This is a genomic window from Sphingomonas quercus (assembly GCF_018863195.1).
In the GTDB taxonomy this organism is placed as follows: Bacteria; Pseudomonadota; Alphaproteobacteria; order Sphingomonadales; family Sphingomonadaceae; genus Solisphingomonas; species Solisphingomonas quercus.
In genome coordinates this window covers 244,522-256,924 of record NZ_JAHKRT010000006.1, presented here as the reverse complement: position 1 = coordinate 256,924, position 12,403 = coordinate 244,522, and the positions used below count along the sequence as shown (strand labels likewise).

Sequence of the window (12,403 nt, the reverse complement as noted above, 5' to 3'; positions counted from 1 at the left end):
ACCTGAACACTCACGCAAGTGTGTGGGCAAGCTCACGAATAGAGAAGCATGCGAGTGGCGCACTGTCAGATGGTTAATATTCCAGAACCCACGAGGTTCTTAATGAACTCTATAAATTCGCTGCTGATGATCCTTTCTATAGGATCGACATAGGTAACGGGCACTCGATAATTGCTCTCCAGTTATTTAATGATATTTCGAATATGAAGTTCAAAATAGTAGATTTTGATGATCCGTTATCTGGCGGAAGTGGAGCATGGACGGATGCGACAAGCGGAACGGCAGGAATATACATTAACGTTGGCCCATGCCATGGGAGTGCCTACCATCGAAAATCCAAAGGCGATTGCTTCAGAAGCAGCGACCCGAAGAGCTCCCAGTAAGACAATGAGCGGCATAGCGACGGGCATCGGAGCCACCCAAATCGATCTTTTGCCAATGGCAACACACCGGAAGGCAGCGGCGCCGTTCTCAATCGCGAACCATCCATAGGATCGGCTACCCCTTTCTGCTGCGCTTCTCGCTGAAGGATATTGGCCGCGGCCCGCTGCTGAGACACCTGCCGAGCGATGACTGCGCGCGAGCAGCGCAGACTCGTCCCCGTAGCGCAAGCATATCATTATAGAACAATGACGAGATACTCGATTCGTGGAAATAACAGTTCCACGACCCAACGCACATTGTGCTCCATGCCTGCGTATGGTGACATTAATAAGACACTAACTGATTCTTACTTTCTTGACTTGGAGATGGTCAAGGTAGTTGAACGAACCCGTCTTCTACAGGGGGTAGTTATGTTCAGCTTGGTGAACCGCGGACTCATCGCTGCCGTCGCGTTGGCAGCGGCCAGCCAGGCGCCGGCGGCGGTCCTGGTCATTTCCTTCACCGGCACGGTCGATAAGAAGTATGTGCAGGATCTCGCCACCGGCGCCACCGTAGATGGCGGCGCGCAGAGCTTGGCCGGCACGATACGCATCGACACGGCGCTGCTCGGCGCGAATGGCGCCGCCGATCCCGATTTCAGCTGGTTCCGCGACGACGCGCAATTCCTCGCCGTCAGCCTGAGCTTCAGCGGCGGCATCGCGCCAATGCTCGGCGGCGATGTCTATCGCACGGATGCGCTCGCCGGCAGCTTCGGCGGCTATGGCTCGATCGACAAGACTTGGGTCGCCGGACAGTCCGTCGATGCCGGCGGCAATGTCATCAACATCAGCTCGAGCTTCTCCTTCGGCGGCGACTTTGTCGGGGATATCCTCGTCGGCGGCATCCGCCTGCCCGAATTCGCGAGCGCCATCGGTCTCGATTTCTATGTCACAGACAGCATGAGCGTCATTGATGCGGCGGGCGCAGCCTCCGGCACAGCGCGCACCTCGCTCGGCATGATCGACAGCTTGTCGGTGGCGATCGAGCCGGATGCGGTGCCCGAGCCTGCTGCCTGGGCGATGATGATCACCGGCTTCGGCTTGACCGGCGCGGCGCTGCGGCGCCGCACGGCTGCCGCTCTCGCCGCCTGAATCTCGCACGCGCCACCGACAGACGACGCGCCTCGGCGCGCCCGCCGCCGTGGATGACAGCATAGGGACCGACGACCATGTCGATCTTCATCAACGAGTTCCATTATGACAATGCCGGCGGCGACGTCGGCGAGCTCGTCGAGATCGCCGGCACCGATCTCAGCGGCTACAAGCTCCTCCTTTACAATGGTTCGAACGGCCAGTCCTATAACACGCTCAGCCTGAGCGGGGTCATTGCAGATCAGCAAAACGGCTTCGGCGCCGTCTCGTTCGCCTATCCGGACACCGCCCAGGGCACGATCCAGAACGGCTCGCCGGACGGTATCGCGCTCGTCGACGGCAACAACAATGTCGTCGAGTTCCTGAGCTATGAAGGCAGCTTCAAGGCGACCAACGGCGCGGCCAATGGACTGACCAGCACCGATGTCGGCGTTGCGGAGACGGGCACGGCCAACGGCACCTCTGTCGCCCGCACCGGCACGGGCAGCGAGGCCGGCGATTTCAGCTGGGCGGTCTCCACCAGCAGCCATGGCAGCATCAATGCTGGCCAGAGCTTCGCCGGTGGCGCGACGCCGATCAAAATCAAGGTGGACGATGCCGCCCCGGTCGCCGAGGGCGACACCGGCGATAGCACGATCACCTTCACCGTCACGCGCAGCGGCGGCGCTGGCGCGTTTTCGGTCGATTACGCGACCGCTGACGGCTCCGCCCATGCCGGCAGCGACTATGTCGCCACCGCCGGCACGCTCATCTTCGCCGCCGGCCAGACCGAGGCGCATGTGCTGGTGGCGATCACCGGCGACACGGTGGTCGAGCCAGACGAGAGCTTCGTCATCAGCCTCGGCAACGCCACCGGCGGCGCCACCATCGCTCAGGCTCGGGCGCAGGGCGTAATCGTCAATGACGATCAGGCCGCCACCAATGTCGCGATCAGCGACACGGCCGTCACCGAAGGCGATGACGGCCAGACCTTCGCCACCTTCACCGTCACGCGCACGGGCGATGCCGTGCCCTTCTCTGTCGATTTCGCGACGGCCGATGGCACCGCGCATGCCGGCAGCGACTATGTCGCCAGGAACGGCACGCTGAGCTTCGCCGCCGACGAGACCGTCAAGACGATCACCGTCGCCGTCCAGGGGGATCATGCCGGAGAGGGCGCGGAGAGCTTCTCCGTCAACCTCGCCAATGCCACGGGCAATGTCGGCATCACCGACACGACCGGCGTCGGCACGATCCTCGACAGTGACTTCACCCGCATAAGCCAGATCCAGGGTGACGCCAATTTCAGCCCCATACTCGTCGATGCCGGTATCCACAGCTTCAACGTCCAGTCGGCCGACACGGTAGCGGTGAACGCCGTCGTCACCGCCATCGACGACGAAGGCCGGCTCCAGGGCTATTATCTGATGGAGCAGCAGGGGGACTGGGACGACAGCGCGCTGACGTCCGAGGGTATCTTCGTGATGACCCGCAACGACGCCAATGTCGGCCAGACCGTCGCCGCTGCCGCGCCCGGCCTGCAGGTCGGCCAGACGCTGACGGTGCAGGCGCACGTCATGGAATATCAGTCGTTCTACAATCTGCCGCGCACCATGCTGACGGATGCGACGATCGTCAGCCAGTCCGCCGAGATCAGCGAACTGCCCACCAATGTGCTGGACGGTAGCGTGGGGCGGCACATCCCCAACGCCATCCTCACCGACGAGGTGCCCGATTATCTCGATGCGCATGACGATCCGAACGACACGTTTGATCCGCAGAATGACGCGCTCGATTTCTTCGAGACGGTCGAGGGCATGCGCGTCACCATCCCGAACATGGTGGTGGCGGACGGCTTTGCCGGCGGCTCGGACAATGCCGTCTACTTCAAGGCCTATTCGCTGGATCATGCCAATCCCGAGCAGATCAACAGCCGCGGCGGCTACACCATCGCCGGCGATCCCCCCTTCTCGCCGCCCGACACCGCCAATCCGGACGACGCCACCCACGAGGGCGGCAAATATCTCCATGACGGCGACGTGAATCCCGATATCGTCGAGCTCGACTTCAGCAATGCCGGCCGCGGCGGCACCTCCGGCTTCGATCAGCAGCTTACCATGGGCGACAAGCTAGGCGGCGTGTCGGGCGTGGTCGATTTCGACTTCGGCAATCTGAAAGTCTATGTTACCGATCCGGTGACGCTCACCGATACACAGCCCGTGCAGGAGACACTGACGCTGGCGGACGATGCCCGCTCCCTCAGGGTCGCGACCTTCAACGTCGAGAATCTCGATCCGACCGACGGGTCGGCCCGCTTTACTCAGATCGCAGAGACGATCGCCTCCAACCTGAAGGCGCCCGACATCATCTCCGTCGAGGAGATCCAGGACAATAACGGCTCGGGCGCCGGCGGCACGGATGCCTCCCAAACGTGGCAGCAGCTCGTCGATGCGCTCAATGCAGCGACCGGCAAGCATTACCAATATGTCGATCAGGACCCGGTCAACGGCGCCGAGGGCGGCGAGCCCAACGGCAATATCCGCGTCGGGTTCCTCTACGACACCGATCGGGTGCAGCTCGGCGATCTGGCGGCGGATGCGAGCCTGACCGAGCGGCGCGAATATACCGACCGCATCGGCGACGGTGTGCGCGATGCCGACGACAACATCGCCTTCGACGATTCGATGATCGCCAGCGAGATCAACCCGGTCGATTACGAGGCCACGCGCAAGTCGCTGCTCGGCGAGTTCGCCTTCAACGGCAACACCGTCTACGTCACCGCCAACCACTTCCCGTCGAAGAGCGGGGGCAGCGACAATTTCTACCAGATGACGCAGGACCTTCCCAGCGGCCAGCCCGAGAACAGCGACTGGGCGCAGCGCGTCGCCGCCGCCGATGCTCTCAACGCCATACTGAACAGGATAGCGCAAGGAGATGGCGATGCCCGCATCATCTCCGGCGGCGACTATAACGACTTCTACTTCTACCGGCCGCTGGAGGTCGCCGCCGGCTATGTGAAGCCCGACGGCACGCCCGCCACGGACCGCACCAGCTTCGACAACCTCACCATCACCAAGCTGCCGGAGGCGGAGCGCTATACCTACGACTTTGACGGGCGATCTCAGGCGATCGACCATATCCTCGTCGATCACACGCTCAATTCGGTGGCGAGCTACGATATCGTCCACATCAACACCGGCTATAATCAGCGCAACGGCGCGGTGAACCCGGCCATCTCCGATCATGACCCGGCGGTCGCCCAGTTCGACTTCCGCACGCTGGCCGAGTCGCTGACGGGAAACGCCGCGGCGAACCTGATCGAAGGTTTTGGCGGCGACGACACGCTGTCGGGCGAAGGCGGCGCGGACACGCTGGCCGGCGGCGCCGGCAATGACTGGCTCGACGGCGGCCCCGACAATGATATCGTCGCCTTTACCGGCCCGCGCACCGACTACAGCTTCGCCCGCGGCGAGGCCGGCAGCATCATTGTAGCCGACGGCCTCGCCGACCGCGACGGCACCGACACCGTCGCCAACGCCGAGACCTTCCGTTTCGGCGACGGTGCTACGGTCAGCCTCGACCAGCTCCTCGTCGGCGTCATCCGTACAGGCGGCACGGCGGCGGACCAGCTCATCGGCCAGGGCGTCGGCGATAGGCTCTACGGCTATGCGGGCGCCGACACGCTGATCGGCCTTGCCGGCCATGACAGCCTGTGGGGCGGCCAGGGGAATGACGTGCTAGCCGGCGGCAATGGCGACGACAGGCTGCATGGCGGGCAGGGCAACGACAGCGTCACCGGCGACGCAGGCGCGGACGTCATTGTCGGCGGCGTCGGCAGCGACATGCTGGCCGGCGGGGCGGGCGACGACATCTTCTTCTTCGCCCGCGGCGACGGCCGAGACATCATCGCCGACTATACGGTTGGTCATGACGTCCTCTATCTGGCGACTGGCTTGGCGGTGACGTCGAGCAGTGTCGGCGACACGAATGGCGACGGGGTTGCCGACCTCACCGTATCGCTTACCGGCAAGGGGGCGGTGACGGTGCTTGGTGTCGGCGGGCTCAACCAGCTCGCCATCGTTGCTAACCAGATCAGTCCAATGCCCGACATCGGCTAATCCGGCCGCCTGCAACGGCAGGGGCGCGGGCGGGGCATCCCGTCGTCCGCGCCCACAGTCTTCGCCGCTGACCCCGCGGTTAAGAATTGCCAGAGGGTTATGCGGCGTCTGTTCGGCGATAAGCCGACAAAGGCCGTGTTCGAGGATTCCGCGCTCAACTTTGCCGACCGCTCGCAATCGGGCGGACTTTGCACGCGCGGCGGCTCAGGGGGCATCGCCCTCCGCGCGTCTAGTTGCACCGCCGCAGGTGCGGCCGAGCAAGCACCCGCGATCACGCGCAAATGCGATCAGGTCGGCCGAGGGGACGTTGTCGGCGCGCCAGCTCCGTTTGCCGCACCATAGGCGCCACGCCCTTGCCCATCTCATCACGGACGAGGCCAACCACGCCGACGCTGGCGGCCGCCGCATGGACCGTCGCGCCTGGGTCAGAGGCGACGCTCCAGCTTTCTGGTCGAATATCTGCTCTGTGACTCTGACCGCCCAGAAGCCGCCATTCCGCTCCCAACCAACAAACGGCGTTCCGATCAGTTAGCAGGAACGACTGCTCATGCCAGAAGCCGCCAATGGCAGCGTTTATCATGCCTCGATGATGCGTCTGAGACGCTGACAAATCAGAAAGCGCATTCCGGACGGCGTTAAAGCGTGTGACCGGACGAACACCCCGCCATCACGCGCGGCTGGTGGTATCGGTCTGACACCCAGCAGGCTCCATCAGTGGGCGAAACGACCCGCCCACGCGTCAGCGCAATTGGCTATCCTTGCTGCCGCGCCGGTTGATCCCCGCGCTGCGGATGCTCGCGTCCCGCTTCGACTGACATGCAACGCAGGTCCGGGTTCCCGGAAGAGCGGCGCGGCGCGCGGCGGGAATATCCTCCCCGCAATCGTCGCATTCGTCGCTGCCTTCACCCACCGACATCATGACGCGCGCGCGCAAGACCGCGTCCTTCACGGTGTCGTCAATCTGATCCTGTACGGCGCCATCGGGCGCCCAACCATTGGCCATCTCGTCCTCTTCCGCGCACGCGTCCTCAAATAACGAGATAGGAAACGGGCCGCGGCATTCAAAGCTCCGCCGGCCATCCCTGCCGCCTACGCGCCTTGAATAAAAAAGGCCTTCGACGTCGATCCGGCGTGACGGAATTTGGCGGCAGCTTGATAAGCTGGGCTGTCATACCAGGCCCGGGCCGTTGCCATGTCCGGGAATTCGATAATGACCGCTCCTTCGATAAGGTCGCCTTCGAGTTGATCGAGAGTTCCATAGATAGCGAGCGGCTTTAGCGGGTGACCTTGTGCGGCGAGGGAAGCGCGTGGCCCATATTCGGCCAGCGCAGCAGCGTCGGTCGTCTTTTCGCGGATCATGACAAAATAGGCGCTCATATCGCTGTTTCCTGATCTAGTCGGGAGGCGGCGCTGCGCTCGCCGGTCGTGGCGAAAAAGCGCGGCCAATCTGTGATGGCTGATCCGGCTCGTGCGATCCTTCCAACGGCGCGCACGAGCCGTCGATCGATGGAGATCAAACCTGCGCCAAGCCACCATCGACTGGAAGGTCGATGCCGGTGACGTAGCTCGATTCGCCGGATGCCAGGAAATAAGCGCCGGCTGCAATTTCCTCCGGCAAGCCGAGCCGGCCGAGCGGCGTGATCGATGCGAACATGCCCTTGGCGGCATCAGATGCTTCGTCGCTGTCGAACTGGGCGCGGATAATTGGGGTCTCGGTCGCGCCGGGGCTGAGCGAGTTCACGCGGATGCCCTTGTCTTTCAACTCCTGCGCCCAGACGCGCACCAACGCGCGCACGCCGGCCTTTGCTGCGGCATAGATGCCATGCGCAGGAACGCCCTTCATGTTGATGATGGAGGACACCACGACGATCGAGCCGCCGCGCGTCATCAGCGGCAAGGCCTTCTGCACCGAGAACACCACGCCTTTGACGTTGATGTCCATAGTCTTCTCATAGTGGGCTTCGCTCAGGTCGAAGATCGTCGCATGCTCGATGAAACCGGCATTAGCTACGACGATGTCGACGACACCCGCCTCAGCTTTGACCGTCGCGTACAGCCGGTCGAGATCGGCCAGGCTGGTTACGTCGCCCTGGACCGACGTCACCTTACCGCCGATCTCGACCTTTGCCTTGTCCAGTTCGGGCTGGCGGCGACCTGTGATGAAGACATGGGCACCTTCCGCCGCAAGGCGCTTGGCCGTTGCCAGACCGATGCCGCTCGATCCGCCCGTGATCACGGCCACTTTTCCTGCAAGATGAGACATGACGTGCTCCTTGATCAAATTGATGAGCAGTCCGGGATGGGCGGCTCGTGATGAGGAGTATTGCCATTCCCATCGTGCCGGATAAGACCGCCTATAGCGATAATATCTATTCCTGAGGGGAATGATGGACCGGCTGCAGGCAATGGCCGCTTTCGTGCGGGTGGTGGAGACCGGATCCTTCACGGGGGCTGCGCGGCAACTCGGCGTCGGTCAGCCCGCGGTCTCGAAAACGATCGCTCAACTCGAGGAGTGGCTTCAAGTCAGGCTGTTGGTCCGATCCACACATGGCCTTGCGCCGACGGACACAGGGCTGCGATTCTACGAGCGTGCACGTGACGCGATCCGCGAAGTCGAGGAGGCCGAGCTCGAGGCGCGTGGTGCGGGGGCCCGCCTCTCAGGGCGGTTGCGGGTCTGCGCGGCGACCACCTTTGCCCGGTTGATGATCGTGCCGCACCTCCCGAAATTTCTGGCGGCCAACCCCTCGCTCGATATCGACGTGATCCTGGACGACCGGGTGATAGATCTTGTGTCCGAAGGAATCGACATCGCCCTGCGGATGGGGAGGATGACGGATTCGACGGCGGTCGCGCGCAGGATTACGACGGGTGACCGGTCGGTAGTCGCGACCCCCGCTTATCTTGCCCGCGCCGGGACGCCTAAGGTGCCGGCCGACCTCCTGCATCATCATGCGGTGACGTACAGCCAGCAAAGCGACAACTGGACGTTCCGGCGCCGCGGCAAAGAGGAGTCGGTCGCTGTGCGCGGGCGGCTCCGGCTCAGCGCCGCAGAAGGAATTCGCGCGGCGGTGCTGGCCGACATGGGCTTGGCCGTGGCGTCCGACTGGATGTTCGGTCCCGAACTGGCCAACGGCGCGGTGGAGCGCGTGCTGCCAGAGTGGACGCTCCCGCCGATCGACTTGTGGGCGGTGTATCCGACGGGAAGGCTGGCAACTGCGAAAGCGCGCGCGTTCGCCGATTTCGTTGAGGCCGTCCTGTCGGATCCTGAAGCGCGAGCGCCTGCGGGCGGGCCGAACCCCCAGGCTCGTTGATCGTTGGGCTTCCATAGATGGAGGCAACGATGACCAAGCTCCGTGCCGAAGACCGGGACGACCTTTCCAAGGGCTCGTTCGCATTTCCGAAGCAGCGGAAGGAGCCGCTCGAAAACGCCGCACACGTTCGCAACGCCGTCGCCCGCTTCAACCAGGTGAAGGATGTCAGCGATGACGAGCGTGATGATGCCTGGAAGCGGATCAGGGCGGCGGCAAAAAAATACGGGGTCGAAATCAGCGAGAAGTCCTGGCGCGAGATCGGCAAGCTTTAGCCCCGGTCCGCCCCGGCTACTTGCTAGTCTAAATCGGACCCTTGCAACCTGCGGGATGCGAAGCCGCTAGCGGCCATGATCGCTTGGATCGGCGGATAGCCCCTAATGGTTGGCGGTGACATAACCGCGATCCTCGAAGCAACGGCGAAGCGGCAGACGTCGACCAAGGCTGGTCGTCGCACCGCGCCTGCGAGACGGCTGCTCTTCGCAAAAGCTGCCATCAAGCAAACCGTCAGCAGCACGGTTATGACCCATATCAATCAGGGCACCGATGTTCTCGCCACCGTTACATCGAGCGAAATAATGAAGTGCCGAGACGGGTCATTCTCGCCTCTTCGGTATCGAAGCACAATGGCGTTGCGGATCGGGAATGGACCCGACCTTCACGTAGGATTTCGCTATGAAGCTTCATCACCATCCTCTGTCGGGCCACTCGCACCGCGCCGCGCTGCTCGCGTCGCTGCTCAACGTTCCCCATGAGCTGGTCGAAGTTGATCTCAAGGCCGGGGCACACAAGCGGCCCGAGTTTCTTGCGCTCAACCCGTTCGGCCAGGTGCCGGTTCTGGAAGATGACGGAGTGGTCGTGGCGGACTCGAACGCGATCCTCGTCTATCTCGCCAAGAAAGCCGGCCGCACCGATTGGCTGCCCGAAGATCCGCAGGGCGCCGCAGCCGTCCAGCGCTGGTTGTCGGTCGCTGCCGGCGAGGTCGCCTATGGCCCGGCCGCGGCCCGGCTCATCACCGTGTTCGGCGCCAAGTTCAATGCCGACGAAGTGATCGGTCGCGCTCATACCCTGCTCGGCCGTCTGGAAGCCCGTCTGGAGGACGCTGACTGGCTGGTGGGCTCGCAACCCACAATAGCTGACGTCGCCATCTACAGCTATGTCGCACGCGCGCCGGAGGGCAATGTCGACCTCTCGGGTTATCCGAACGTGAACGCCTTTCTTCGCCGGGTCGAAGCGCTGCCGGGCTTCGTGCCCTTCGTGAAGACGCCAGTCGGCTTGGCGGCCTGATCGTGCCGCCGACAGCGAGCGCCCGCCAGCGTGCGCGCGCCAGGCTCCAGCAAAGGCAAGAGAACGATGACGGCGAACTTCAGCAAGCTCTCGGTCTGGCATGAAGGCGAGCGCTTCATTCAGGAGAAGGTGGGCGTCGCAGAGCGCATGGCGTCGGTCGGTCAGCGGGTCATCCGCGACTATATGCCCGATCAGCACCGAGAGTTTTACGCGAAGCTCCCGTTCATCGTGCTTGGCAGCGTCGAGGAGGCCGGCGCGCCTTGGGCGACGTTCTTGGAGGGACGCTCGGGGTTCATCAGCTCTCCCGACGCTACTACGCTCGAGATTGACGCCAGCGCGGACCCGACCGACCCCGCCGCCTCGGGGCTTGCACCGTGCAAGCCTATCGGACTGCTCGGCATAGAGATGCACACGCGCCGGCGGAATCGCATGAACGGCGTCGTCCGCGAAGGCCCGCACGGTTTCCGGATCGATGTCGATCAAAGCTTCGGTAATTGCCCGCGCTACATTCAGCTTCGTAACTTCCGTTATGCGCGCGATCCCGGCATGCCCTACGCCGGGGACGTCGAGGCCCTGGCCGCACTCGACGCCTCCGCCCGGACAATGATCGGAGGGGCGGACGGCTTCTTTGTGGCCTCCTATGCCGATCGCGGAGATCGCCGGCAAGTCGACGTCTCCCACCGCGGCGGCAAGGCCGGGTTCGTCCGCGTCGCCGACAATGGCACGCTCACCATTCCCGATTTCGACGGCAACCTGTTCTTCAATACGCTCGGCAACATCCTGCTCAACGGCAAAGCCGGATTGCTCTTCGTCGATTACGCGACCGGCGACGTGCTCCAGATAACCGGCACGGCCGAGGTCATCTTCGACAGTCCCGAGATCGCCGCTTTCCAGGGCGCGGAGCGGCTTTGGACGTTTACCGCGCAGACGGTCGTGCGCCGACGCGGCGCGCTCGCCTTGCGCTGGGATATGCAAGCGGAACCCTGGTCGCCGAGTTCGCTGATGACTGGCGACTGGGACGAAGCCGCCAACCGCCTGCGCGCGGCCGAACTGTCGGCCCGATGGCGCCCGCTCAAGGTGACGAAGATCGTCGACGAGAGCAGCTCGATCCGTTCCTTTCATCTCCTGCCCGACGACGGCGCCGGATTGCTGCTCCACCAGGCGGGCCAGCATCTCCCGATCCGCGTGATGCTTCCGGGCGACGACAAGCCCGTCATCCGGAACTACACGCTGTCCGCCGCACCCTCCGATGGGGTCTATCGCATCAGCATCAAGCGCGAGGGGCCTGTCTCGAGCCATCTTCACGATTCCATCCGGGTCGGCAATGTGATCGAGGCGCGAGCGCCCGCCGGCGACTTTACCATCGACGCCCGCGAGACGCGCCCCGCAGTCCTGCTAGCGGGCGGGGTGGGCATCACCCCTATGCTCGCGATGCTGCGCCATGTCGTCTATGAGGGCGTGCGCAGACAGCGTACCCGCCCGACCTACCTCTTCCACGCCGCCCGGACGAAGGCAGAGCGCCCATTCGCCGCGGAGTTGGCGAAGCTGGTCGAAAACTCCTTCAGCGCCGTGAAGGTCATCCGGGTGCTGAGCGATCCCACCGACGCCGCTGAAGGCGCCGACTACGACGCCGCAGGGCGGATCGACATGGCCCTGCTCACCCGCTTCCTGCCGTTCAACGACTATGATTTCTACCTCTGCGGTCCGGCTGCCTTCACCCAGGCGCTCTACGATGGCCTGCGCATGCTGAATATCGCCGACGCACGCATCCACGCCGAAGCGTTCGGGCCGTCCTCCCTGGTCCGCGCACCCGACGTCGCGGCCTCCACTCAAGCGCCGATGCGCCCTGCCTCGACGAAGCCGGTGCCCGTGGCCTTCATGGCGTCTGCCAAGGAGGCGCGCTGGACGCCGGCATCCGGGACGCTTCTTGACCTTGCCGAAGCGCGGGGCCTGTCGCCCGAATTTAGCTGCCGCGAAGGCACCTGCGGAACCTGCAGGACCAAGTTGCTGCGGGGGACAGTGACCCACATCCGCCAACCGGGAGTGAGCCTCGCCGACGATGAAGTGCTGATCTGCAGCGCGGTGCCGGCAGAGCAGGGGCCGGCCGACGAGGACCGTATCCAGCTGGAGCTGTGACAGCCCTTTGCATCCATCAAGTGGAACAATCCCTTCCGGTTTTTCGACATTCAGTCGCGCC

At 63.7% G+C, this 12,403-nt stretch carries 10 protein-coding genes; 7 read left to right on the top strand and 3 right to left on the bottom strand.

All coding sequences use genetic code 11. The features are described 5' to 3' along the window. Positions 1–228 precede the first annotated feature (228 nt). The 3 genes from KOF26_RS12845 to KOF26_RS12835 all read left to right on the top strand — a co-directional run bounded on the left by KOF26_RS12845 (position 229) and on the right by KOF26_RS12835 (position 5,611). Positions 229–492, top strand: a complete 264-nt coding sequence (locus KOF26_RS12845) for a hypothetical protein (RefSeq protein WP_216325477.1) — start codon at positions 229–231, stop codon at positions 490–492. 137 nt (positions 493–629) lie between these two features. Continuing rightward, positions 630–1,514 carry a PEPxxWA-CTERM sorting domain-containing protein gene (locus tag KOF26_RS12840; protein WP_253201399.1) on the top strand — a complete coding sequence of 295 codons (885 nt, stop codon included), beginning with the start codon at positions 630–632 and terminating at the stop codon, positions 1,512–1,514. A 77-nt stretch (positions 1,515–1,591) separates the two neighbouring features. Then, positions 1,592–5,611: a Calx-beta domain-containing protein gene (locus KOF26_RS12835; protein WP_216325476.1), complete on the top strand. Its 4,020-nt coding sequence runs from the start codon at positions 1,592–1,594 to the stop codon at positions 5,609–5,611. 739 nt (positions 5,612–6,350) lie between these two features. Here KOF26_RS12835 and KOF26_RS12830 read toward each other — a convergent pair. The 3 genes from KOF26_RS12830 to KOF26_RS12820 all read right to left on the bottom strand — a co-directional run bounded on the left by KOF26_RS12830 (position 6,351) and on the right by KOF26_RS12820 (position 7,874). Then, positions 6,351–6,614 (bottom strand): DksA/TraR family C4-type zinc finger protein, encoded by a 264-nt coding sequence (locus tag KOF26_RS12830; protein WP_216325474.1) that lies wholly within the window; start codon positions 6,612–6,614, stop codon positions 6,351–6,353. Positions 6,615–6,700: 86 nt separating this feature from the next. Beyond that, a complete protein-coding gene (locus KOF26_RS12825) occupies positions 6,701–6,988 on the bottom strand; it encodes a DUF1330 domain-containing protein (RefSeq protein ID WP_216325472.1) in 288 nt (95 codons plus the stop codon). 136 nt (positions 6,989–7,124) lie between these two features. Then, positions 7,125–7,874, bottom strand: a complete 750-nt coding sequence (locus KOF26_RS12820) for an SDR family NAD(P)-dependent oxidoreductase (protein WP_216325469.1) — start codon at positions 7,872–7,874, stop codon at positions 7,125–7,127. 124 nt (positions 7,875–7,998) lie between these two features. Here KOF26_RS12820 and KOF26_RS12815 point away from each other — a divergent pair, with 124 nt between their 5' ends. The 4 genes from KOF26_RS12815 to KOF26_RS12800 all read left to right on the top strand — a co-directional run bounded on the left by KOF26_RS12815 (position 7,999) and on the right by KOF26_RS12800 (position 12,342). Further along, positions 7,999–8,922 (top strand): LysR family transcriptional regulator, encoded by a 924-nt coding sequence (locus KOF26_RS12815; RefSeq protein ID WP_253201398.1) that lies wholly within the window; start codon positions 7,999–8,001, stop codon positions 8,920–8,922. 29 nt (positions 8,923–8,951) lie between these two features. Beyond that, on the top strand, positions 8,952–9,194 hold the full coding sequence (locus KOF26_RS12810) for a DUF6582 domain-containing protein (protein WP_216325466.1): 243 nt from the start codon (positions 8,952–8,954) through the stop codon (positions 9,192–9,194). Between the two features lie 400 nt (positions 9,195–9,594). Then, on the top strand, positions 9,595–10,206 hold the full coding sequence (locus KOF26_RS12805; RefSeq protein ID WP_216325463.1) for a glutathione S-transferase family protein: 612 nt from the start codon (positions 9,595–9,597) through the stop codon (positions 10,204–10,206). 66 nt (positions 10,207–10,272) lie between these two features. Then, positions 10,273–12,342 carry a 2Fe-2S iron-sulfur cluster-binding protein gene (locus tag KOF26_RS12800; protein WP_216325460.1) on the top strand — a complete coding sequence of 690 codons (2,070 nt, stop codon included), beginning with the start codon at positions 10,273–10,275 and terminating at the stop codon, positions 12,340–12,342. Positions 12,343–12,403: the final 61 nt, after the last annotated feature.

Coding starts and splice junctions, on each gene's coding strand:
- KOF26_RS12815 (WP_253201398.1), top strand. CDS start 7,999: ATGGACCGGCTGCAGGCAATGGCCGCTTTCGTGCGGGTGGTGGAGACC.
- KOF26_RS12825 (WP_216325472.1), bottom strand. CDS start 6,988: ATGAGCGCCTATTTTGTCATGATCCGCGAAAAGACGACCGACGCTGCT.
- KOF26_RS12800 (WP_216325460.1), top strand. CDS start 10,273: ATGACGGCGAACTTCAGCAAGCTCTCGGTCTGGCATGAAGGCGAGCGC.
- KOF26_RS12820 (WP_216325469.1), bottom strand. CDS start 7,874: ATGTCTCATCTTGCAGGAAAAGTGGCCGTGATCACGGGCGGATCGAGC.
- KOF26_RS12835 (WP_216325476.1), top strand. CDS start 1,592: ATGTCGATCTTCATCAACGAGTTCCATTATGACAATGCCGGCGGCGAC.
- KOF26_RS12810 (WP_216325466.1), top strand. CDS start 8,952: ATGACCAAGCTCCGTGCCGAAGACCGGGACGACCTTTCCAAGGGCTCG.
- KOF26_RS12845 (WP_216325477.1), top strand. CDS start 229: ATGATCCGTTATCTGGCGGAAGTGGAGCATGGACGGATGCGACAAGCG.
- KOF26_RS12805 (WP_216325463.1), top strand. CDS start 9,595: ATGAAGCTTCATCACCATCCTCTGTCGGGCCACTCGCACCGCGCCGCG.
- KOF26_RS12830 (WP_216325474.1), bottom strand. CDS start 6,614: ATGGCCAATGGTTGGGCGCCCGATGGCGCCGTACAGGATCAGATTGAC.
- KOF26_RS12840 (WP_253201399.1), top strand. CDS start 630: ATGACGAGATACTCGATTCGTGGAAATAACAGTTCCACGACCCAACGC.